This is a genomic window from Thauera sp. K11, assembly GCF_002354895.1.
GTDB lineage: Bacteria > Pseudomonadota > Gammaproteobacteria > Burkholderiales > Rhodocyclaceae > Thauera > Thauera sinica.
Map to the genome: position 1 here is coordinate 3,962,105 of NZ_CP023439.1, position 21,039 is coordinate 3,983,143.

Here is a 21,039-nt window from a genome sequence, read left to right on the forward strand (position 1 = left end):
TTTATTCACCGAGTTTGTTATTTAGTATTTCTTCGGCAAGTTCATGGCAGTCACTGAGATAGCTATTGCCAACATTGGATGTGATTGCATAGCCGAGACTGGCTGCAATGGCTTGTCCAACAAATGGGATATATTTTGCAAATGTTTTGACTGCCTGCCGACCAGCAAACCTTTTTAGCAATATTAAGATGCCTTCTTTGGCAGCATATTGAACGACATTATTTGCAAGACGCCCCACAACAGGAATTGATGACTGCTTGAGGTTAGTCAGGAAGTTGTCGGTTAGTCCGTAATCATCACGGATTTCTTTGAATAGCTTCATGATTATTGAAATATCGACTGCAACATCGACCCCGGGGACCGGGTTAATCCCGTTGGCTGCGGCAGCCGCTGCCGCATAAGAAACATATTTCTCGCAGGCTGATTTTTTTTCTTGCAGGAAACGAGCGCTGTATGCTTTGGCTCCCCGTGCCCAGCGCTCTCGCTTCGCTCCGTCGAGGTTGTTCTGAATTTCAATGCTGAGAGCATCTAAGCCGGTGCCGTTCCTGCAACTAGTAAAGACAACTTTTACAGGCTGACCAACATGCTTTGTTATGTCATTAATTTTTCGTTGTTCTAGTTCTTCAATCGCTATTCCATCTTCCCAAAGCTCATCGTGTTTGTTTACGACGAAAATGCATACTTTTCCTCGCCTTGCTAATTCTTGAAAAAATTCGGTATCGGCTTGATGAAGCTTGCCACTTGTGACGCATAAAAATAGATCAAATTGCTGAATATCAAACTTTTGGAAGTAGGATTCCTTTGGGAAGTTTTTCGTCCCGTATCCTGGCAAATCGACAAACCGCAATCCTTTTGCCTCATACGATGCCGCCGCGACGGTTTTATCTGTTTCAACGCCAACTTCCGCGACTTTTTGCCCAACAATTTTATTGATCAGTGATGATTTCCCTGCGCCGGGTTGGCCGAATAAGGCGACTGACACAGTAGTGCTGTTTTCTTCATCCAGCTTGCGACGAATTTTTTCTGCTTCATCATGAATAGACATAATTTTCTCCTGAGACATAACGTGAAGGTCACCGGCGCTGCGCGGCTTTATCGCGCAGCGTCCGGTGGACCGCAGGGTTAGCCGACATTATTCGATACGTTCATTATGCTAAAGGAGACTTGAGACAAATCTTGCTTTACTAAAAGCTCTTTATCGGACGCATATTTTCTGATCCATTCAAGCTTCTCCACGACCCTTGAATCGTGAGAAAACTTAACCAGATCGCCTTCAACTTTAGTGAGTAATGTTTTCTTGATCGAATCAAGGGTAATAATGTCTTGGCCAATGACGAATTGACCGCTGCGCTGTAGGACATTGAACGGGTTTACAAAATACGACTTTCCATCATGCTCGGAGACAAAGGGGCATTCCGTGTACATGCTTATGACCTGCCCTGATTCTTCGGACCACGAATTACGTGAGAGGGATGGCTTGGTGGTGGTTGCCTGACTGGTTCTGAACGAACTGCGCCGGGGTCAGGTAGCCCAGCGCCGAATGCGGTCGAACTTCATTGTAATGGCGGCGCCACTGCTCGATCAGCACGCGTGCTTCAAGGCGGTTACGAAAATACTCCATGGACAGGCATTCATCCCGTAGCTTGCCGTTGAAACTCTCGTCGGTGCCGTTCTGCCAGGGTTTGCCCGGCTGCGACAACGCCATCTGCAATCCCTGATCGCTCGCCCACTGAAGCAGCCGGGCCGAGACAAACTCCGGACCGTTGTCCGAACGCAGTGCCTTGGGCGCACCGCGCTCGCTGATCAAGCGGCTCAACACTTCGATGACGCGCTCGGAGCGGATGCTGCCGGCCACATCGATCGCCAGTGCCTCGCGCGTGTGCTCATCGATCACCGTCAGGCACTTGATGGGCTGTCCGTTGGCGCAGGTGTCGAAGACGAAGTCGTAGGCCCAGATCCCGTTCATCCGTGAAGCTCGCTGTACCTGATCGCGCTGACTGGCAACCCGACGCCGGGGACGCTTGCGCGGCACCTGCAGGCCGGCCTTGCGCCACAGCCGCCAGGTGCGGCCGGTGCTCAAGTGGTATCCGGCCCGGCGCAGAAAGATGCGAATGCGCCGATAGCCGTAGCGTGGGTACTGGGCCGCCAAGCGTCGCAACTGGCCGATCAGCGGACGATCGCGTTCGTCCAGGCACGACGCGTAGCCCAGCGTCGAGCGCGACACCGACATCAGCGCGCACGCCCGGCGCTGCGAGATACCTCGCCTGACCGCATAATGCACCTGCGCTCGGCGTGCCCAGGTGCTCACCATTTTTTTGCCGCGATCTCCTTCATGACGTCGATCTCCAGGTCCCGATCGGCCACCATCTTCTTGAGTCGCGCGTTCTCCGCTTCCAACTGCCGCAGCCGTTTGACCTCGTCCGCGTTCATCGCACCAAAGCGCTTGCGCCACGTGTAGATCGTCTGCTCGCTCACGCCGTGCTTCTTCGACACCTCCGCCACCGGCAAGCGATCTGCCTCCCGCAGAATCTTCACCATCTGCTCTTCTGAAAAACGACTCTTGCGCATGACTTCCCCTTCTTCATCGAAGCCATCCTCTCAGGTTTCAACTGGTCCGAAAAGTCGGGGGCAGGTCACTTAGCAGGGCCGGATCTTTATTGTCGAGATTGTGTTCCCAATCAAAAACCTCTTTCCCAATATCGTGATCAAACTGCAATCTTGGAACGTTAGCTTCTTTTGACTCAATTTCATGCGCACGCTCTACAGCCGGGCCAAAAAAGCCTAGCTCATCAATCAGTACATCACCGACGGACAGACCACCTCTAGCAAGATATCCTTTGCTCATAAGCCTAAGAATTGTTAATGAAACATTGTAGGCGGCTATATGAGAAAGCTTCACATCGTCCTTTCTTTCTTCACCGATGTTTTCTTTGTAATAGAAGAAAAAATATGCGCAGTCGGAAAAGCCAAAGACTTTTCTATCGTAGGCTACATGAGGTATGGCTAACTGGCGTTCCGCATGAATGGCTACTTCTTCATGGAAGAGTCTATGCAGTTCATATTTTTTGTCAAAGTCGGTGGTGTTCTTGTATCCAATGACATCAACAAATATGGCAACCATTTTTTTATACGACATGAGCCTCGGCCTTATGTTGGCTAACGCCTGAATTAAGCCGCGCCACGAAGTGGCGTCGGCTTGAATGAATTGTTAGACCGCACCCTGCTTGAGCACAATGGTTGCATCTGCTGGGGCTGGCCATAGCTGCAAGAGATAGCGTCCTTTCTCTTTGAGTCCAGTTTCGGAGCTTGGATCTAACACGGAATAGCTCACTCGAACGCGATAAGTATCTGGCTTAACTTCTATATGGGTTGCATCAGGAGAGTCGCCCAACCAGCCAGCTGCGAGAATGCGCCCGCTTTGAACTGACATTGAACACTCTACAACATGATCCCAACAGTCGAGCGACAAAGGCGGTGATTCGTCTACCAAGTCCAAAGAGACGGCGACCATGTCGTTGAGAACAGTTCCAACTCCTACAACGCCTGGGGCAACTGCCAACTGTCGAGCCAACGCCTCGTCCGACCATCCTAGTTGGTCAGCATCCGCAGATACGTCCTGAATGTGGAATTGAAAGCAATCCGCGTAAAGCTCAAAGTCGTAACGAGGCATAATGCGGTCTAACGTGTTGTAGACAGCAAAAATGACGGATAAACCGGGCGATGCTGGATAATCCAGCACACAACGGAAATCGCATTTGTCATTGCATTCAACCCTTTGCACATCTATGCTGTATATATGAACAGCATAGACAACACCGCCAAACCCGGCAACGCCCATGACACCCCGGCTGGCAGGCCGCCGCGGCTACTCGATCAGGTGCGGGCGTGCATCCGGTATAAGCACCATAGCATACGAACCGAGAAGGCCTATGTCCATTGGGTCCGGGCTTTCATACGGCACCAGGGCATGCGCCATCCACGGGAGATGGGCGCGGCTGAGGTACAGGACTTCCTGGGCTGGCTGGCCAACGAGGGCTCGGTGGCGCCCTCCACCCACAATCAGGCGCTTTCGGCGCTGCTGTTTCTGTACCGGGAAGTACTCGGCATCGATCTGCCATGGATGAAGGAGATCGGTCGCCCGAAGAAGCGCGAGCATGTGCCCGTCGTGCTTTCTCGTGCCGAGGTCGCGCGGCTGCTGGATGCCATGGATGGCATCGAGGGCAAGCTGGCGCGTTTGCTGTATGGAACAGGGATGCGCTTGATGGAGGCGCTGCGCCTGCGGGTAAAGGATGTGGATTTCGATCGCAACGAGATCGTCGTGCGCGAAGGCAAGGGTGGCAAGGACAGGCGGGTGATGCTGCCAGCGTCCATGAAGGATGTCTTGCTGCAACAGCTTGTCGCAGCCCGCCGTGTGTGGGAGGCGGACCGGGCAGCCGGGTTGCCGGGCGTGTGGATGCCGGATGCGCTGGAGCGCAAGTATCCCCGTGCCGGATTGTCGTGGGCGTGGTTCTGGGTTTGGCCATCCGGACGCCTTGCGGTCGATCCAGCAAGTGGAACCGGGCGGTACCATCTCTTTGAACAGCGGCTGCAGCGGGCGGTACGGCGGGCCACGACGACCATAGGCCTCCACAAGCCGGTTACGTTGCATACCCTGCGCCACTCGTTCGCCACCCATCTGCTGGAGGGCGGCTACGACATCCGCACGGAGCAGGAACTACTGGGCCACGCCGACGTATCGACAACGATGATCCATACCCACGTGCCGAACCGGGGCGGACACGGCGTCACGAGCCCGCTGGACCGGCTCTGAGTCCGTTCGGCTCAGGCCGGGACGCCCGCCGATTCAGAGCAGCGGCGCCAGCCAGCGCGCCGCCACGTCTTCGGCAAGACCCGTCCGCTTCGCCCAATCCTCCAGTTGATCCCGGCCGATCTTGCTGATCGCAAAATAATGGCTTTCCGGATGCGCGAAGTAGAAGCCGGACACGCTCGCCGCCGGGGTCATCGCCATCGATTCGGTCAGCCCCATGCCGGTGTTGGCCGGCGCGTCGAGCAACTGGAACAGCGCTGCCTTCACCGTGTGGTCCGGGCAGGCGGGGTAGCCGGGCGCGGGGCGGATGCCGCGATACTGCTCCTTGATGAGCGCGGCGTTGTCCAGCGCCTCGTCGGCAGCGTAGCCCCAGTATTCCCTGCGCACGCGCTCGTGCAGCCATTCGGCCGTGGCTTCGGCGAGGCGGTCGGCCAGGCTCTTGAGCATGATGGCGTGGTAGTCGTCGTGGGCGGCTTCGAATTCGGCCAGCTTGTGCTCGATGCCGAGGCCGGCGGTCACCGCGAAGGCGCCGCACCAATCGCGCACGCCGCTGGCCCTGGGCGCGATGAAGTCGGCCAGGCACCAGTGCGGCTTGCCGGGCGGGCGTTCGTGCTGCTGGCGCAGGCCGTGCCAGGTCATCATCGGCTCGCTGCGCGCTTCGTCGGCGTAGAACTCGATGTCGTCGCCCACGCTGTTGGCGGGGAAGAGGCCGAACACTGCCTTCGCCTGCACCCACTGGCCGGCGATGAGGTCTTCGAGCATGGCCCGCGCATCGTTGTAGACGTTGCGCGCCGTCTCGCCGACGACTTCGTCGTCCAGGATCGCGGGGAAGCTGCCGGCGAGGTCCCAGGTCTGGAAGAAGGGGCCCCAGTCGATGTAGTCGCGCAGCGACTCCAGATCGACGTCGAGCGCCGTCACCCCAAGGCTGTCGGGTTCGGGCGGCAGGTAGCCGGCTGCCGCGAGCGGGTCGTAGGCATTGGCCCGCGCCGCCTCCAGGCCGACCAGTTGCACGCCCTTCTTGTTGGCGTGCAGCGCACGGATCTTCTCGTAGTCGGCCGCCACCTCGGCCTTGAAGGCGTGGCTCTTCTCGTCGGACAGCAGCGCGGTGACCACGCCGACCGCGCGCGAGGCGTCGGGCACATAGACCACCGCCTTGCCGTAATGCGGCGCGATCTTGATCGCCGTGTGGTTGCGGCTGGTGGTGGCGCCGCCGATGAGCAGCGGCACGTCGAAGCCCTGGCGCTGCATCTCGCCGGCGACGTGGGCCATTTCTTCCAGCGAGGGCGTGATCAGGCCGGAGAGGCCGATCGCCTGGGCGCCGTGCTCCTTCGCCGCTTCCAGAATCCTGGCCGCCGGCACCATCACGCCGAGGTCGATCACTTCGTAGCCGTTGCAGCCGAGCACGACGCCGACGATGTTCTTGCCGATGTCGTGCACGTCGCCCTTCACCGTGGCGATGACGATGCGGCCCTTGCTGCTGGCGCCGGTGCGAAGCTTTTCGGCTTCGATGTAGGGAATGAGGTGGGCGACGGCCTGCTTCATGACGCGCGCGGACTTCACCACCTGCGGCAGGAACATCCTGCCCGCGCCGAAGAGGTCGCCGACCACGTTCATGCCCGACATCAGCGGGCCTTCGATGACCGCCAGCGGCGGCTTGCCGTCGGCTTCGAGCTTCGCCCTCACCTCCTCGGTGTCGGCGACCACGTAGTCGGTGATGCCCTTCACCAGCGCGTGCGACAGGCGCTCTTCCACCGGCCACCCGCGCCAGGCGAGGTCCGGCCCGGCATCCCTGGCCTGGCCCTTCACCGTCTGCGCAAACTCGACCAGCGCCTCGCCGGCGCCGGGGCGGCGGTTCATCACCACGTCCTCGACCTTGTCACGCAGCACGGGGTCGAGTTCGTCATACACGCCCAACTGGCCGGCATTGACGATGCCCATGGACAGGCCGGCCTTGATCGCGTGGTACAGGAACACGGTGTGGATGGCCTCGCGCACCGGGTCGTTGCCGCGGAAGCTGAAGCTGACGTTGGAGACGCCGCCGGAGGTCTTGGCCCACGGCAGGTTCGCCTTGATCCAGGCCACCGCCTGGATGAAATCGACCGCGTAGTTGTCGTGTTCCTCGATACCGGTGGCGATGGCGAAGATGTTCGCGTCGAAGATGATGTCCTCGGCCGGGAAGCCTGCGCCGCCTTCGGCCGCCGGCTTCACCAGCAGCCGGTAGGCGCGCTCGCAGATCTCGGTCTTGCGCTTGAAGGTGTCGGCCTGGCCCTGCTCGTCGAAGGCCATCACGATCACCGCCGCACCGTAGCGGCGCGCGAGCCGGGCCTGGCGCAGGAACTCGGCCTCGCCTTCCTTCATCGAGATGGAATTGACCACGCCCTTGCCCTGGATGCACTTCAGGCCGGCCTCGATCACCGCCCATTTCGACGAGTCGAGCATGATGGGCACGCGCGAGATGTCGGGTTCAGAGGCGATGAGCTTGCAGAAGCGCTCCATCGCGGCGACCGAATCCAGCATCGCCTCGTCCATGTTGATGTCGATGACCTGGGCGCCGTTCTCGACCTGCTGGCGCGCCACCGCGAGCGCGTCGTCGAAGCGGCCTTCGAGGATCATGCGCGCGAAGGCTTTGGAGCCGGTGACGTTGGTGCGCTCGCCGACGTTCACGAACAGGCTGTCGCCGCCGACGTTGAAGGGTTCCAGGCCCGACAGGCGCAGTTTCTTGTCGATCTCCGGCACGCGGCGCGGGGCGATGTCCGCCACCGCGCGCGCGATCGCGGCGATGTGCGCCGGCGTGGTGCCGCAACAGCCGCCGACGATGTTCACCAGGCCGCTCCGCGCCCATTCCTGGATCTCGCCGGCGAGATGCTCGGGCGTCTCATCGTAGCCGGTGGGCGACAGCGGGTTGGGCAGGCCGGCGTTGGGGTGGGCGGAGACGTGCGTGTCGCAGACATTGGCCAGTTCTTCGACGTACTGGCGCAACTGGTCGGCGCCGAGCGCGCAGTTGAGGCCGAAGCCGATCGGCTGCGCGTGGCTGAGCGAGTTCCAGAAGGCTTCGGCGGTCTGGCCCGACAGCGTGCGGCCGGAGGCGTCGGTGATGGTGCCGGAGACCATCACCGGCCAGCGCCGGCCGAGGTCGCCGAACAGCTTTTCGATGGCGAACACCGCGGCCTTGGCGTTGAGCGTGTCGAACACCGTCTCGATCAGCAGGATGTCGGCGCCGCCTTCGAGCAGCCCCTGCGCCGAGGCGTAGTAGTCGTCGGCCAGCGCATCGAAGCCGATGTTGCGGAAACCCGGGTCGTTGACGTCGGGCGAGATCGACAGCGTGCGCGAGGTCGGCCCCAGCACGCCGGCGCAGAAGCGCGGCCGGGCGGGGTCCTTCGCGGTGTATTCGTCGCACAGTTCGCGCACCAGGCGGGCGCCGGCGACGTTCAGTTCGTGGGCCAGCCCTTCCAGGCCGTATTCCGCCTGCGACACGCGGGTGGCGTTGAAGGTGTTGGTCTCGATGATGTCGGCGCCGGCCTCGAGGTAGGCGCGGTGGATGCCGGCGACCATGTCGGGGCGCGTCAGCACCAGCAGGTCGTTGTTGCCCTTGAGGTCGCGCGGATGGTCGCGGAAGCGGTCGCCGCGATAGTCCGCCTCGCCGAGCTTCTGCTGCTGGATCATCGTGCCCATCGCGCCATCCAGGATCAGGATGCGCGCGGCGAGAAGCTGGCGAAGTTCGGCGATACGGTCGGCTTGCATGGGGTCTTACCTCGGTCGTTCTGCAATCACCGGGAACGCCATGCACGAATGCGAACGGCGCCACAAACCGGCTGAAGGTTTGTGAGCGCCGTTGATCGGTTGCCGAGCCTGGCCCGCACGTCGTGCGGCGGGTCGCAGCGCTCCTCGGCAGAAGTGCCGGATTCTATCGGCTCAGGCCGAGATCTGCCAATCCGGCAGGGCGATCGCACGAAGGGTCTTGCAGCCGTCGGGATGGCGCGACGCGGCAGGTCTGGCGGCGGGGGATGCGCGGAGCGGGCGAGCACTGTCCGAGTCCCGAGCGCAGCGAAGTCGAGTTGCGCAGAACGCGGAGCGCATCCCCCGCCGTCAGACCGGATTCGGGGCACTCATGCGATTGCCCTGCAATCCCGGCGCGGGCTTACCACCAGTAGGGCCAGTATCCGTAGCCGTGGAATCTCGGGTGCAGCGGATACGGATAGCCAAAAGGGTAGGGGTGCCCCCAGGGGCCCCACATCGCCCCGTCGGGCGGATACACGTAGGTCTGGCTGGTGCGCACGACCTTGCCGTCGATGAAATGCACGTTGAACAGCGTGGCGATCGAGGCGCCGTATTCGTTGCGGATGTTCCAGTCCCACACTTCCTCGCCCGACAGCTTGAAGAACTGCTCGGAACGGTGCTGGCCGAGCAGGCGCGACACCTCGTCGCGCGTCATGCCTTTCGTCACCCGCGCCAGGTTGTCGCCGTCGAGCGCATCCCACTGCCGCAGCACGATGCCGCCGGCGTCGACCTGCACCATCAGGCAGGTGTGGCCGTAGGGCTGGGTCGCGTATTCCAGCGTGGTGGTGCCGTCCTCGTTCTGCCAGCGCCGGGTGGGCTCGCCGCGCGCGGCGAGCGCCTCGGCCTCGGTGGTGAAGGGCCGCGGCGGCGCGAATGCGGCGCAGCCGCCCAGGATCGACGTGCACACGACCAGCAGCAGCGCGAACAGCCAGGGGCGGGCGCTGCGCGCCGCCGCAGTGGATGGGGCGTCCATTCCTTGCCTCCCGATCAACCTCGATGCTTCGTGTAGCGGCCGGTGCCGACCACGCGGCCGTCGGTGTTGAACGACACGGTGAAATAGGCGGGTTCGCCGCCGGTCGCCTGGCCGTGGTCGATCTTCCATTCCCACACGGTTTCCTGCTTGAGCTGGAAGAACTGGCTGGACGCCGGCTTGCCCAGCAGCCGCCTCACCTGGTCGCCGTTCATGCCGGTTTCGACCCGCGCGAAGGTCCGCTCGTTCAACACCTGGTCGATGCTGCGCAGGATGCGGTCGGCGCCGATCGTGATCATGAAGCATTCGATGCCCTCGGGCTGGCGCGAATATTCCCAGGTGACGGAACCATCGTCGTTGCGCCATTCCATCTGCGGCGGACCGAAACGGTCGCGCACCTGCTGCTCGGTGGATACGCCCGGTTCGAGTTCGCGCAGGTTGATGTAGTCGCAGGCGGCGAGGCCGATCGCCGACAGCAGGGAACACAGCCAGACCACGATGCGCTTCATCGAAAGACTCCCTCCATGGTTTCGTTTGCAGGGCGCCGCCGCGCGGGGACGTGCATTCCTGCGAAAGCTCGAAGCCCCGCGGCAGGCGCCTGGGCTAGAATCGGCGAACACCGGGCGCTTTGCAATGCCCGGCGCGGTGCTTGTTTGCGACATTTCGGAGGTTTCACATGCAAAAGAAAACCCTGGTTGCCCTCGCCCTCGCCGGCCTGGGCATGACGGCAGCACACGCCCAGACGGTCGTCAAGATCGGCAACGCCGGCCCGCTCACCGGGCCCATCGCCCATATCGGCAAGGACACGGAGAACGGCGTGCGCCTGGCGCTGGACGACGCCAACGCCAAGGGCATCACGATCGGCGGGCAGGCGGTGAAGTTCGAACTCGTCAGCGAGGACGACCAGGCCGACCCGCGCACCGCCACCACCGTCGCCCAGCGCCTGAGCGACAACGGCGTGAAGGGCGTCGTCGGCCACCTGACCTCGGGCGCCTCCATTCCCGCCTCGCGCATCTACGAGCAGGCCGGCATCCCGATGATCACGCCCTCCTCCACCAACCCGAAGCTGACGCAGCAGGGCTTCAAGACCACCTACCGCGTGATCGCCAACGACCTGCAGCAGGGCGAGGCGATGGCGAAGTACGCCACCGGAGCGCTGAAGGTGAAGCGCATCGCGATCATCGACGACCGCACCGCCTACGGCCAGGGCCTGGCCGACGCCTTCGCCGACAGCATGAAGAAGATGGGCTCCGAGGTCGTGGGCCGCGAGTTCACCACCGACAAGGCCACCGACTTCATGGCCATCCTCACCAAGATCAAGGGCAAGAACCCCGACGCGGTGTTCTACGGCGGCATGGACGCGCAGGGCGGCCCGATGCTGCGCCAGTTGCGCCAGCTCGGCATGAACGCCACCTTCCTCGGCGGCGACGGCGTATGTACGGCGGAGATGGTCAAACTCGCCGGCGACGCGATGAGCGACAAGGTGTTCTGCACCCAGGCCGGCATCCCGATCGGGAAGATGCCGGGCGGCGATGCCTTCCTCGCCCGCTTCAAGCAGCGCTTCAACGCCGAGATCCAGCTCTACGCGCCGTATGCCTACGATGCGGCGACGGCGCTGATCGAGGCGATGAAGAGCGCCGGCTCGACCGATCCGGCCAAATACACGCCAGCCCTGCAGAAGGTCTCCTTCAAGGGCGTGACCGGCGACATCGCGTTCGATCCGAAGGGCGACATCAAGGTCGGCGGCGTCAGCATGTACCACTACAAGGGCGGCAAGTGGGAGGCGTTCGACTGATCCGCCGCAGCATGCACGCCCCGCCGGGGTGCGTGGCGGGGATCTGACGCGCACCGCCGCGGGGCGCCCGGGCCCTCCCGGCCCGGTTCCTGCGGCGTGGCACGGTTTGTGCATCGCAGCATATGCCGTGCTGCGCAATGCGCATGCGCACAGCGCTCGCCCGATGCTTTTTTGGGCACAATACGGGCGCGTTTCGGCTTCAATCCCACGCTCCCCCCTCACTCGATTTCGCTGGAGGATCAAGCATGAAGAAAACCGTCGTCGCAGCCGCAGTCATGAGCATCGGCCTGGGCGCCGCCCAGGCGCAGGAAGCCGTCGTCAAGCTGGGCAGCGCCGCGCCGCTGACCGGCACCATCGCCCACCTCGGCAAGGACCTCGAGAACGGCACGCGGCTGGCCATCGAAACGATCAATGCGCAGGGTGTCACCATCGGCGGCAAGAAGGTCAGGTTCGAACTGATCGGCGAGGACGACCAGGCCGACCCGCGCACCGGCACCACCGTGGCGCAGCGCCTCGTCGATGCGGGCGTCAAGGGCGTGGTCGGCCACCTGAACTCCGGCACCTCGATCCCCGCCTCGCGCATCTACGACCAGGGCGGCATCCCGCAGATCTCTCCGGCATCGACCAATCCGAAGCTGACGCTGCAGAACTTCAAGGGCGTGTTCCGCACCATCGCCAACGACGTACAGCAGGGCGGCGCGCTGGGCAGCTTCGCGGTGAAGGGGCTGGGGGCGAAGAAGGTGGCGATCATCGACGACCGCACCGCCTACGGCCAGGGCCTGGCCGACGAGACCGAAAAGGCGGTGAAGGCCGCCGGCGCCCAGGTCGTGGCGCGCGAATTCACCACCGACAAGGCCACCGACTTCAACGCCATCCTGACCAAGATCCGCGCCACCGGCCCCGACGTGATCTTCTTCGGCGGCATGGACGCGCAGGCCGGCCCGATGCTGCGCCAGTTGAAGCAGCTCGGCGTGAACGCCAAGTTCCTGACCGGCGACGGCGGCTGCAGCCCGGAGATGATCAAGCTCGCCGGCGACGCGATGACCGCCACCACCTACTGCTCGATGGCCGGCCTGCCGCTGGACAAGATGCCGGGTGGCGCGGCGTTCCGCGACCAGTACAGGAAGCGCTTCAACGGCGAGGTGCAGCTCTACGCGCCGTATGCCTACGACGCGGCGATGGCGATCGTGAAGGCGATGGAGAAGGCCGGCTCGCCGGAGCCGTCGAAGTACCTGCCCGAACTGAAGAAGAGCGACTTCGCCGGGGTGACGGGCAACGTGTCGTTCGACGGCAAGGGCGACATCAAGGAAGGCGCGGTGACGATCTACAGTTTCAAGGACGGCAACTGGGTTCCGATGTGATTCCTTCCCTTCACGCCTGACGCGGCGTGAAGGGGCGGGCCGGGCGGGACGCGGCACCTTCCGCGCCGCCCGGCCCGTCTTCTCGATCCCCGGCCGCGCCTGCCTGGCGGCCCGTCAGACTCGGCAAAGGCAACATGGAAACCCTCATCCAGCAACTCATCAACGGCCTGGTGATCGGCAGCGTGTATGCGCTGATCGCGCTGGGCTACACGATGGTCTACGGCATCCTCGGCCTGATCAACTTCGCGCACGGCGACGTGCTGATGGTCGGCGCGCTGGTCGCACTGCAGACCATGATGTTCCTCATGGGCATGGCGCCCGGCATGTCGCCGCTGGTGATGCTGTCGATCGCGCTGCTGGTGGCGATCGTCGTGTGCATGCTGCTCGGTTTCACGATGGAGCGCCTGGCCTACCGGCGCCTGCGCAACGCGCCGCGGCTGGCGCCGCTGATCACCGCCATCGGCATGTCCTTCCTGCTGCAGACGATCGCGATGATCATCTGGGGGCGCAACTACCACACCTATCCGCAACTGATCTCGACCACGCCGCTGCAGCCGATCGAGGGCGTGTTCGTGACCCCGGTGCAGGTCACCATCGTCCTCGTCTCGGCCTCGCTGATGGTCGGCCTGCTGCTGCTGGTCAATCGCACCAAGATCGGCCGCGCGATGCGCGCCACCGCCGAGAACCACCGCGTCGCCAGCCTGATGGGCGTGGACACCAATGCGGTGATCGCCTTCACCTTCGTCATCGGCGCGGCGCTGGCCGCGGTGGCGGGCGTGATGTTCGCCAGCAACTACGGCATCGCCCACTACGGCATGGGTTTCATGCCCGGCCTGAAAGCCTTCACCGCCGCGGTGCTGGGCGGCATCGGCAACCTCGGCGGCGCCATGCTCGGCGGCGTCGTGCTCGGCCTGGTCGAATCCTTCGGCGCGGGCTACATCGAACACCTCACCTTCGGCTTCCTGAACTCCTCGTACCAGGACATCTTCGCCTTCATCATCCTCGGGCTGGTGCTGATCTTCCGCCCGACCGGGCTGCTGGGCGAACGCGTGTCGGACCGCGCATAAGGGAGCGACCACACCATGAACGAACTCGCCGCCGCCATCCCCTGGCTGGGCAAACGCAACCCCATGGCCGCGCGCTGGCTGATCATCATCATCGCGCTGGCCGCGCCGCTGATCGCCTGGCAGTTCGGCCGGAGCTGGGTGCGCATCCTCGACTTCGCGCTGCTGTACATGATGCTGGCGCTGGGCCTGAACCTGGTGGTGGGCTTCGCCGGTCTGCTCGACCTGGGCTACATCGCGTTCTACGCGGTGGGCGCGTACACCTTCGCCTTCCTCGCCTCGCCGCACTTCGAGGTCCATCTGCCGTTCTGGGTGATCCTGCCGCTGGGCGCCGGCTTCGCCGCGCTGGCCGGCATCGCGCTGGGCTTTCCGGTGCTGCGGCTGAGGGGCGACTACCTCGCCATCGTGACGCTGGGCTTCGGGGAGATCGTGCGCATCTTCATGCTGAACCTGAACTACCCGGTGAACATCACCAACGGGCCGCAGGGCATCAACATGATCGACCCGATCAACCTGTTCGGCTGGGACCTGTCGCGCAACATCCAGATCGGCGAGAACTTCACGATCAACTCGCTGTTCCTCTACTACTACTTCTTCCTGCTGGCGGTGACGGGCTCCATCCTCTTCATCCAGCGCCTGCAGATCTCGCGCATCGGCCGTGCCTGGGCGGCGATGCGCGACGACGAACTGGCGGCCAAGGCGATCGGCATCAACACCCGCAACATGAAGCTGCTGGCGTTCTCGCTCGGCGCCACCTTCGGCGGCGTGTCGGGCTGTCTGTTCGGCGCCTTCCAGGGTTTCGTCAGCCCGGAGAGCTTCAGCCTGATGGAGTCCATCGCGGTGCTCACCATGGTGGTGTTCGGCGGCATGGGCAACATCGCCGGCGCGGTGGTCGGCGCCTTCGTGCTCGCCCTGCTGCCCGAGATCCTGCGCGACGTCGCGGTGCCGCTGCAGCAGACGCTGTTCGGCCACGTGCTGCTCGACCCCGAAGTGCTGCGCATGCTGCTGCTGTCCCTGGCCATGATCCTGATGATGCTGCTGCGCCCGGCGGGCATGATCCCGGCGCGCGCCCGCTACTCCCACGACCGGCACCTGACCGAGAAGCTCAAGCAGGAGGGCGCCAAGTGATCACGCTGCTCGAAGCCCGCGGCATCGGCAAGCGCTTCGGCGGCCTGCAGGCGCTGTCAGACGTGTCGCTGACCATCCGCAAGGGCGAGGTGTATGGCCTGATCGGCCCCAACGGCGCCGGCAAGACGACCTTCTTCAACGTGCTGACCGGCGCCTACACGCCGGACGGCGGCGAGTTCGTCTTCAACGGCTCCGAGCTGCCGGCGGGCAAGCCGCACAAGGTGGTGGGCCGCGGCATCGCCCGCACCTTCCAGAACATCCGCCTGTTCCGCGAGCTGACCGCGCTCGAGAACGTCATGGCCGGCCACCACATCCGCACCAAGGCGGGCGTGTGGGGCGTGCTGACGCAGAACCGCTTCACCCGCGAGGAAGAGCGCCTGACCACCGAGCGCGCCTACGAACTGCTCAAGTACGTCGGCATCGCGCACTTCGCCGACGTGGTGTCGAAGAACCTGTCCTACGGCGACCAGCGCCGGCTCGAGATCGCCCGCGCGCTGGCCACCGAGCCGCAGTTGCTGGCGCTGGACGAACCGGCGGCCGGCATGAACGCCACCGAAACCGCGCAGTTGAAGGTGCTGATCGAGCAGATCCGCCGCGACGGCATCACGGTGATGCTGATCGAGCACGACGTGAAGCTGGTGATGGGCCTGTGCAACCGCGTCGCCGTGCTCGATTTCGGCAGGAAGATCGCCGAGGACGTGCCCGCCGAAGTGCAGAAGAACGAAGCGGTGATCGCCGCCTACCTCGGCGGAGGCAAGCATGCACACTAATCCGGTATCGCCGCTGCTGCAGTTGCAGAACCTGCAGATCGCCTACGGCGGCATCAAGGCGGTGAAGGGCATCGATCTCGAACTCTACGCCGGCGAACTCGTCTGCCTGATCGGCGCCAACGGCGCCGGCAAGACCACCACGCTGAACGCGATCGCCGGCGTGCTGCCGGTGGCCGGCGGCGAAATCAGCTACGCCGGCGACAAGATGAACGCCGTGCCGGCCCACCGGCGCCTGCGCCGCGGCATCGCGCTGGTGCCCGAAGGGCGCGGCATCTTCACCCGGCTGACGGTGGAAGAGAACCTGCGCATGGGCGCCTACACCCGCAGCGACGCCGCCGGCATCGACGCCGACCTGGAACGCGTCTACACCATGCTGCCGCGGGTGAAGGAACGCCTGCACCAGATCGCGGGCACGCTGTCGGGCGGCGAACAGCAGATGGTGGCGATCGGCCGCGCGCTGCTGTCGCGCCCCAGACTGCTGCTGCTCGACGAACCGTCGATGGGCCTGGCGCCGCTGGTCGTGGAGAAGATCTTCGAGGTCGTGCAGTCGGTCGCCAGGGAAGGCGTGACCATCCTGCTCGTCGAGCAGAACGCCAACCTGGCGCTGGAATTCGCGCAGCGCGGCTACGTGATGGAATCGGGCAGGATCACCCTGACCGGCACCGGCGAGGCGCTGCTGGCCGACCCGAAGGTGCGCGCGGCCTACCTGGGCGAGGCTGCCTGACGCCGCGGCGCCCTATCGCCCGTCCAGGCTGCGGCGGTACTGGATCGCCTCGGCCACATGCACCATGTTGGGGCGTTCCGCGCCGGCGAGATCGGCGAGCGTGCGCGCCACACGCAGCACGCGATGGTAGGCGCGCGCCGACAGGTTCAGCCGGCTCATCGCCTGTTTGAGCAGCGCGGCACCCGCGGCATCCGGCGCGCAGATTTCCTCCACCCGCCCGGGTTCCAGCCTGGCGTTGGGACCGCCCTGGCGCTCGTGCTGCAGGGCGCGCGCCTGCGACACGCGGGCACGCACCGTCGCCGACGATTCGCCCGCCGGCGCGGCGGCGAGGTCCTCGTGCGCGAGCGCCGGCACTTCCACGGTGAGGTCGATGCGGTCCAGCAGCGGGCCCGACAGCCGGCGACGGTAGCGCGCCACCTGGTCCGGCGTGCAGTTGCAGGCGCGCGCCGGATGTCCGGCATAGCCGCAGGGGCAGGGATTCATCGCCGCAACCAGTTGGAAGCGCGCCGGAAACTCGGCCCGCCGGCGCGCGCGCGACACGGTGACGACGCCCGATTCCAGCGGCTCGCGCAGCGACTCGAGCACGCGGCGGTCGAACTCCGGCAGTTCGTCGAGAAACAGCACGCCGTGGTTGGCCAGCGAGATCTCGCCGGGCCGCGGCAACGCGCCGCCGCCCACCAGCGCGGCGGCCGAGGCGGAGTGATGCGGCGCCCGGAAGGGCCGCCTGCCCCAGGCCGACGGCTCGAAGCCGCCTTCGAGCGAGAACACCGCCGCACTCTCGAGCGCCTCGGCCTCGTCCATCGGCGGCAGCAGTCCGGGCAGGCGCTGGGCGAGCATGGACTTGCCGGTTCCGGGCGGGCCGAACATCAGCAGCGAGTGCCCGCCGGCTGCCGCCACTTCGAGCGCGCGCCGCGCCTGCAACTGGCCGCGCACGTCGGCCAGATCCGGCGCCGCGGCCGCTTCGCCGGCCGGCGCGGCCACGCTGTGGCGGACCAGCGCCTCATGCCCGTTCAGGTGGGCGCATACCGCGAGCAGGCTGGTGGCGGGCAGCACCCTCGCCTCGCGCGCGAGCGCCGCTTCGCCGCCGTTGTCGGCGGCGAGGACGAGGCCGCGCCCGGCCCGTGCCGCGGCGAGCGCCGCCGCCAGCACGCCGCGCACCGCGCGCAGGCCGCCGGTCAGCGACAGTTCGCCGCAGAACTCGAGCGAATCGAGCAGTTCGCCGCTCACCTGGCCCGACGCGGCGAGAATGCCGACGGCGATCGGCAGGTCGAAGCGCCCGCCCTCCTTGGGCAGGTCGGCCGGCGCGAGGTTGACGGTGATGCGGCGCTGCGGGAACTCGAACTGCGAGGTCAGGATGGCGGCCCGCACCCGGTCGCGCGCCTCGCGCACCTCGGTGTCGGGCAGGCCGACCAGATTGAACGCCGGCAGGCCATTGGCGAGATGGACCTCGACGGTGACCTCGGGCGCATCCAGGCCGTCGAGCGCGCGGGTGCGGACCAGCGCAAGTGACATGCGGATCTCCTGACAGGGGGGTGCCCAGTCTAGCGGAGAGGCCCGGACGATGACAAACGGATGGCGGCCGGAGCGGCCGCCGGAAAGGGATCAGGCGGGCCTGCCGCCGCCTGCGGCCAGCTTCGCCTCGAGTTCGGCGACACGCGCCTCGAGTTCGCCGAGCTTCTGCCGCGCCTGCGCAAGCACCTCGCGCTGCACGTCGAATTCCTCGCGCGTCACCAGGTCGAGGCGGCTGAACGCGCTGCCCAGCATGGCCTTGACGTTCTTCTCGATGTCGCGTGCGGGACTGTTGGCAGCCAGTTCGGACAGCCTGGAACCGATTTCGTCGAGGAAGCGGGGGGTGCTCATGGCGGCGTCTTCACTACCTGATGGGGGACGGGCGCCAGTTTAGCACGGCGCCCAGGGCCGGATTCCGGGGCGGAAAACACCTCGCCCCTCCTATTTGGTGCCCGATGCCATTGTCACGCACCACACTGGTGCATCCAGGCTGCCGTTGCGCGTGATTTTTCCTGCAATGCAGCATTAGCACGCCATGACGGCATACCTGCGGCTGCCTCGAATCCCTTTTCTGGCGCCGATTTCATGGATATGGCACGGCGCATGCTTAAGGTCAGCCGTCAGCACCTTCACTCTCACAAGGAGAAAACAATGAGCAAGCCCACCCTCACCGCCGTCTCGGTCGCGGCCCTGATGACGCTGCTGCCGATCGCCGGCACCGCGCACGCCGAGGAAGCCAGCCCCTTCACCGCCAACGTCGGCATCGTCTCCGACTATGCCTATCGCGGCTACAGCCAGACCGACGAGAAGCCGGCGCTACAGGGCGGCTTCGACTATGCGCACGCCAGCGGCCTCTACGCCGGCGTGTGGGGCACGAACGTGTCGTGGCTGTCCGATGCCGATCCCAAGGTCAGCAACAGCCTCGAACTCGACGTCTATGGCGGCTACAAGGGCACGGTCGGTGCCTTCGGCTACGACGTCGGCCTGCTGCAGTACTACTACCCGGGCAGCTATCCGAAGGGCTTCAACAGCCCGAACACGCTGGAAGGCTATGTCGGCGTGTCGTGGGAATTCCTGACCTTCAAGTATTCGTACAGTTTCACCGACCTGTTCGGCACGAAGAAATCCGACGGCAGCCAGTACTTCGACCTGTCGGCCAGCTACGAGATCGTCGACGGCCTGAAGCTGAATGCGCACATCGGCCGCCAGAAGATCGAGGGCGGCTACGGCACCTCCTACAACGACTGGAAAGTCGGCGTCACCAAGTCGCTGGGCGGCTTCGATCTCGGCCTGCACTACGTCGATACCGACGACAGCAAGTCGGATCTCGGCGACGAACGCGTGATCCTGTCGATCAGCCGCGCCTTCTGATCCTTCAACGCAACCGCCCGGCCGCCGCATGGAACGAGGCGGCTGGCCCCGAGGAGATTGAAATGAAATTCATCGCCGCCATCATCAAACCCTTCAAGCTCGACGAAGTGCGCGAGGCGCTGTCCGCGATCGGCGTGCAGGGCATCACCGTCACCGAGGTCAAGGGCTTCGGCCGCCAGAAGGGCCACACGGAACTCTACCGCGGCGCCGAATACGTGGTCGACTTCCTGCCCAAGGTGAAGATCGAAGCCGCGATTTCCGACGACATCCTCGACCAGGCCATCGAGGCGATCGAGAAGTCGGCCGCCACCGGCAAGATCGGCGACGGCAAGATCTTCGTCTTCGACCTCGAGCAGGCCATCCGCATCCGCACCGGCGAAACCGGCACCGACGCCCTGTAAGGGAGAACAAAAATGAAACTTCGCTCCAAACTGCTTTCGATCCTGCTGGCAGCCGCCGCCGCCGGCTTCGCGGGCACCTCGTGCGCCCAGGACGCGGCCGCAGCCGCGGTACAGGTCGACCACGGCGACGTCGCCTGGATGCTGACCTCGACGATGCTGGTGATCCTGATGGTGATCCCCGGCCTGGCGCTGTTCTACGGCGGGCTGGCACGCAGCAAGAACATGCTGTCGGTGCTGATGCAGGTCTTCGTGATCTTCTCGCTGATCACCGTGCTGTGGGCGCTGTATGGCTACAGCCTGGCATTCGGCGGCGAAGGCACCTTCATCGGCAGCCTGGACAAGATCTTCCTGAACGGCGTCACCATCGACACGCTGTCGGGCAGCCTGCCCGAATACGTGTTCGTCGCCTTCCAGTCGACCTTCGCCGCCATCACCTGCGCGCTGATCATCGGAGCCTTCGCCGAGCGCATCAAGTTCTCGTCGGTGCTGCTGTTCTCGGTGCTGTGGTTCACCTTCAGCTACCTGCCGATGGCGCACATGGTGTGGTCCGCGGGCGGCCTGCTGTTCGAGGACGGCGCGCTCGACTTCGCCGGCGGCACCGTGGTGCACATCAACGCCGGCGTCGCCGGCCTGGTGGGTGCCTACCTGGTGGGCAAGCGCATCGGCTTCGGCCGCGAGGCGCTGACCCCGCATTCGCTGACGCTGACCATGGTCGGTGCCTCGCTGCTGTGGGTGGGCTGGTTCGGCTTCAACGCCGGTTCGGCGCTCGGCGCCACCTCGGGAGCCGCGCTCGCCTTCATCAACACCATCCTGGCCACCGGCGCGGCAACGCTGTCCTGGATCGCCGGCGAAGCGCTGTTCAAGAGCAAGCCTTCGATGCTCGGCGCCGCGTCCGGCGCGGTGGCGGGCCTCGTCGCGGTGACCCCGGCGGCCGGATTCGTCGGACCGATGGGTTCGATCGTGCTGGGCCTGATCGCCGGCCTGGTGTGCCTGTGGGGCGTCAGCGGCCTCAAGCGCATGCTCCGCGTGGATGACGCCTTCGACGTGTTCGGCGTGCATGGCGTGGGCGGCATCGTCGGCGCCATCCTCACCGGCGTGCTCGCCGCCCCCGCCTTCGGCGGCACCGGCGCGGCGGACTTCTCGATCGCGAGCCAGGTCTGGATCCAGGCCAAGAGCGTGCTGCTGACCATCGTGTGGAGCGGCGTCGTGTCCTTCGTCTCCTACAAGATCGTCGATGTGCTGATCGGCCTGCGTGTGCCGGAGGACGAGGAGCGCGAAGGTCTCGACATCACCGCCCACGGCGAGACCGCGTACCAGAACTGAGCACGTCCGCGGCGCCCCTGCGCGCCAGGCATGCTGCGG

The 21,039-nt window shown here is 64.6% G+C and carries 19 protein-coding genes and 1 riboswitch; of the genes, 10 read left to right on the forward strand and 9 right to left on the reverse strand.

All coding sequences use genetic code 11. The features are described from left to right. Position 1 precedes the first annotated feature (1 nt). From CCZ27_RS17365 to CCZ27_RS23670, 4 genes are all read right to left on the reverse strand, one after another. Entirely contained in the window at positions 2 to 1,045 is a 1,044-nt protein-coding gene (locus CCZ27_RS17365) for a GTPase (protein WP_157748623.1), read from the reverse strand. Between the two features lie 414 nt (positions 1,046 to 1,459). Continuing rightward, a protein-coding gene (locus tag CCZ27_RS17370) for an IS3 family transposase (RefSeq protein ID WP_096445019.1) occupies positions 1,460 to 2,568 on the reverse strand; the annotation gives its coding sequence in 2 pieces (ribosomal slippage) (positions 1,460 to 2,310 and positions 2,310 to 2,568; 1,110 coding nt in all). Positions 2,569 to 2,605: 37 nt separating this feature from the next. Then, the gene (locus CCZ27_RS23665; RefSeq protein WP_157748624.1) at positions 2,606 to 3,121 is read right to left on the reverse strand and encodes a hypothetical protein; all 516 of its coding nucleotides are present in this window, start codon (positions 3,119 to 3,121) and stop codon (positions 2,606 to 2,608) included. Between the two features lie 87 nt (positions 3,122 to 3,208). Then, positions 3,209 to 3,838 (reverse strand): hypothetical protein, encoded by a 630-nt coding sequence (locus CCZ27_RS23670; RefSeq protein WP_157748625.1) that lies wholly within the window; start codon positions 3,836 to 3,838, stop codon positions 3,209 to 3,211. Between CCZ27_RS23670 and CCZ27_RS17375 the strand changes: the two genes are divergently transcribed. Continuing rightward, complete coding sequence (locus CCZ27_RS17375) at positions 3,797 to 4,810, forward strand: integron integrase (RefSeq protein WP_096450283.1); 1,014 nt, start codon at positions 3,797 to 3,799, stop codon at positions 4,808 to 4,810. The genes CCZ27_RS23670 and CCZ27_RS17375 overlap by 42 nt on opposite strands. 33 nt (positions 4,811 to 4,843) lie before the next feature. On the opposite strand, the gene metH is transcribed toward CCZ27_RS17375, so the two are convergent. The 3 genes from metH to bamE all read right to left on the reverse strand — a co-directional run bounded on the left by metH (position 4,844) and on the right by bamE (position 10,063). Then, complete coding sequence (metH, locus tag CCZ27_RS17380) at positions 4,844 to 8,548, reverse strand: methionine synthase (RefSeq protein WP_096450285.1); 3,705 nt, start codon at positions 8,546 to 8,548, stop codon at positions 4,844 to 4,846. Positions 8,549 to 8,624: 76 nt separating this feature from the next. Further along, positions 8,625 to 8,700, reverse strand: a riboswitch (S-adenosyl-L-homocysteine riboswitch). 245 nt (positions 8,701 to 8,945) lie between these two features. Beyond that, positions 8,946 to 9,557 carry a hypothetical protein gene (locus CCZ27_RS17385; RefSeq protein ID WP_096450287.1) on the reverse strand — a complete coding sequence of 204 codons (612 nt, stop codon included), beginning with the start codon at positions 9,555 to 9,557 and terminating at the stop codon, positions 8,946 to 8,948. Between the two features lie 14 nt (positions 9,558 to 9,571). Then, the gene (gene bamE, locus CCZ27_RS17390; RefSeq protein WP_096450289.1) at positions 9,572 to 10,063 is read right to left on the reverse strand and encodes an outer membrane protein assembly factor BamE domain-containing protein; all 492 of its coding nucleotides are present in this window, start codon (positions 10,061 to 10,063) and stop codon (positions 9,572 to 9,574) included. Between the two features lie 167 nt (positions 10,064 to 10,230). Here bamE and CCZ27_RS17395 point away from each other — a divergent pair, with 167 nt between their 5' ends. From CCZ27_RS17395 to CCZ27_RS17420, 6 genes are all read left to right on the forward strand, one after another. Then, complete coding sequence (locus CCZ27_RS17395) at positions 10,231 to 11,349, forward strand: branched-chain amino acid ABC transporter substrate-binding protein (RefSeq protein ID WP_096450291.1); 1,119 nt, start codon at positions 10,231 to 10,233, stop codon at positions 11,347 to 11,349. 245 nt (positions 11,350 to 11,594) lie between these two features. Beyond that, positions 11,595 to 12,710, forward strand: a complete 1,116-nt coding sequence (locus CCZ27_RS17400; RefSeq protein WP_096450293.1) for a branched-chain amino acid ABC transporter substrate-binding protein — start codon at positions 11,595 to 11,597, stop codon at positions 12,708 to 12,710. A 134-nt stretch (positions 12,711 to 12,844) separates the two neighbouring features. Beyond that, positions 12,845 to 13,777, forward strand: coding sequence for a branched-chain amino acid ABC transporter permease (locus tag CCZ27_RS17405; RefSeq protein ID WP_096450295.1), 933 nt, complete (start codon positions 12,845 to 12,847; stop codon positions 13,775 to 13,777). A gap of 15 nt (positions 13,778 to 13,792) precedes the next feature. Further along, positions 13,793 to 14,902, forward strand: a complete 1,110-nt coding sequence (locus CCZ27_RS17410; RefSeq protein ID WP_096450297.1) for an ABC transporter permease subunit — start codon at positions 13,793 to 13,795, stop codon at positions 14,900 to 14,902. Next, a complete protein-coding gene (locus tag CCZ27_RS17415; RefSeq protein ID WP_096450299.1) occupies positions 14,899 to 15,672 on the forward strand; it encodes an ABC transporter ATP-binding protein in 774 nt (257 codons plus the stop codon). The genes CCZ27_RS17410 and CCZ27_RS17415 overlap by 4 nt, the downstream gene beginning before the upstream one ends. Continuing rightward, positions 15,662 to 16,396, forward strand: a complete 735-nt coding sequence (locus tag CCZ27_RS17420; RefSeq protein WP_096450301.1) for an ABC transporter ATP-binding protein — start codon at positions 15,662 to 15,664, stop codon at positions 16,394 to 16,396. Before CCZ27_RS17415 ends, CCZ27_RS17420 begins: the two co-directional genes overlap by 11 nt. Positions 16,397 to 16,408: 12 nt before the next feature. Here CCZ27_RS17420 and CCZ27_RS17425 read toward each other — a convergent pair whose 3' ends face one another. Next, positions 16,409 to 17,908 (reverse strand): YifB family Mg chelatase-like AAA ATPase, encoded by a 1,500-nt coding sequence (locus CCZ27_RS17425; RefSeq protein WP_096450303.1) that lies wholly within the window; start codon positions 17,906 to 17,908, stop codon positions 16,409 to 16,411. A gap of 90 nt (positions 17,909 to 17,998) precedes the next feature. Beyond that, a complete protein-coding gene (locus CCZ27_RS17430) occupies positions 17,999 to 18,256 on the reverse strand; it encodes an accessory factor UbiK family protein (protein ID WP_096450305.1) in 258 nt (85 codons plus the stop codon). Between the two features lie 300 nt (positions 18,257 to 18,556). On the opposite strand from CCZ27_RS17430, the gene CCZ27_RS17435 reads away from it, so the two are divergent. The 3 genes from CCZ27_RS17435 to CCZ27_RS17445 all read left to right on the forward strand — a co-directional run bounded on the left by CCZ27_RS17435 (position 18,557) and on the right by CCZ27_RS17445 (position 21,000). After that, complete coding sequence (locus tag CCZ27_RS17435) at positions 18,557 to 19,276, forward strand: TorF family putative porin (RefSeq protein WP_096450307.1); 720 nt, start codon at positions 18,557 to 18,559, stop codon at positions 19,274 to 19,276. Positions 19,277 to 19,338: 62 nt separating this feature from the next. Beyond that, complete coding sequence (gene glnK / locus CCZ27_RS17440) at positions 19,339 to 19,677, forward strand: P-II family nitrogen regulator (protein ID WP_096450309.1); 339 nt, start codon at positions 19,339 to 19,341, stop codon at positions 19,675 to 19,677. A gap of 12 nt (positions 19,678 to 19,689) precedes the next feature. Further along, positions 19,690 to 21,000, forward strand: coding sequence for an ammonium transporter (locus CCZ27_RS17445; protein ID WP_096450311.1), 1,311 nt, complete (start codon positions 19,690 to 19,692; stop codon positions 20,998 to 21,000). Positions 21,001 to 21,039 lie beyond the last annotated feature (39 nt).

What these genes read in the sequence shown, in the direction of transcription:
- CCZ27_RS17365 (WP_157748623.1), bottom strand. Translation starts at nt 1,045, where the DNA reads ATGTCTATTCATGATGAAGCAGAAAAAATTCGTCGCAAGCTGGATGAA.
- CCZ27_RS23665 (WP_157748624.1), bottom strand. Translation starts at nt 3,121, where the DNA reads ATGGTTGCCATATTTGTTGATGTCATTGGATACAAGAACACCACCGAC.
- CCZ27_RS17375 (WP_096450283.1), top strand. Translation starts at nt 3,797, where the DNA reads ATGAACAGCATAGACAACACCGCCAAACCCGGCAACGCCCATGACACC.
- CCZ27_RS23670 (WP_157748625.1), bottom strand. Translation starts at nt 3,838, where the DNA reads ATGGGCGTTGCCGGGTTTGGCGGTGTTGTCTATGCTGTTCATATATAC.
- metH (WP_096450285.1), bottom strand. Translation starts at nt 8,548, where the DNA reads ATGCAAGCCGACCGTATCGCCGAACTTCGCCAGCTTCTCGCCGCGCGC.
- CCZ27_RS17385 (WP_096450287.1), bottom strand. Translation starts at nt 9,557, where the DNA reads ATGGACGCCCCATCCACTGCGGCGGCGCGCAGCGCCCGCCCCTGGCTG.
- bamE (WP_096450289.1), bottom strand. Translation starts at nt 10,063, where the DNA reads ATGAAGCGCATCGTGGTCTGGCTGTGTTCCCTGCTGTCGGCGATCGGC.
- CCZ27_RS17395 (WP_096450291.1), top strand. Translation starts at nt 10,231, where the DNA reads ATGCAAAAGAAAACCCTGGTTGCCCTCGCCCTCGCCGGCCTGGGCATG.
- CCZ27_RS17400 (WP_096450293.1), top strand. Translation starts at nt 11,595, where the DNA reads ATGAAGAAAACCGTCGTCGCAGCCGCAGTCATGAGCATCGGCCTGGGC.
- CCZ27_RS17405 (WP_096450295.1), top strand. Translation starts at nt 12,845, where the DNA reads ATGGAAACCCTCATCCAGCAACTCATCAACGGCCTGGTGATCGGCAGC.
- CCZ27_RS17410 (WP_096450297.1), top strand. Translation starts at nt 13,793, where the DNA reads ATGAACGAACTCGCCGCCGCCATCCCCTGGCTGGGCAAACGCAACCCC.
- CCZ27_RS17420 (WP_096450301.1), top strand. Translation starts at nt 15,662, where the DNA reads ATGCACACTAATCCGGTATCGCCGCTGCTGCAGTTGCAGAACCTGCAG.
- CCZ27_RS17425 (WP_096450303.1), bottom strand. Translation starts at nt 17,908, where the DNA reads ATGTCACTTGCGCTGGTCCGCACCCGCGCGCTCGACGGCCTGGATGCG.
- CCZ27_RS17430 (WP_096450305.1), bottom strand. Translation starts at nt 18,256, where the DNA reads ATGAGCACCCCCCGCTTCCTCGACGAAATCGGTTCCAGGCTGTCCGAA.
- CCZ27_RS17435 (WP_096450307.1), top strand. Translation starts at nt 18,557, where the DNA reads ATGAGCAAGCCCACCCTCACCGCCGTCTCGGTCGCGGCCCTGATGACG.
- glnK (WP_096450309.1), top strand. Translation starts at nt 19,339, where the DNA reads ATGAAATTCATCGCCGCCATCATCAAACCCTTCAAGCTCGACGAAGTG.
- CCZ27_RS17445 (WP_096450311.1), top strand. Translation starts at nt 19,690, where the DNA reads ATGAAACTTCGCTCCAAACTGCTTTCGATCCTGCTGGCAGCCGCCGCC.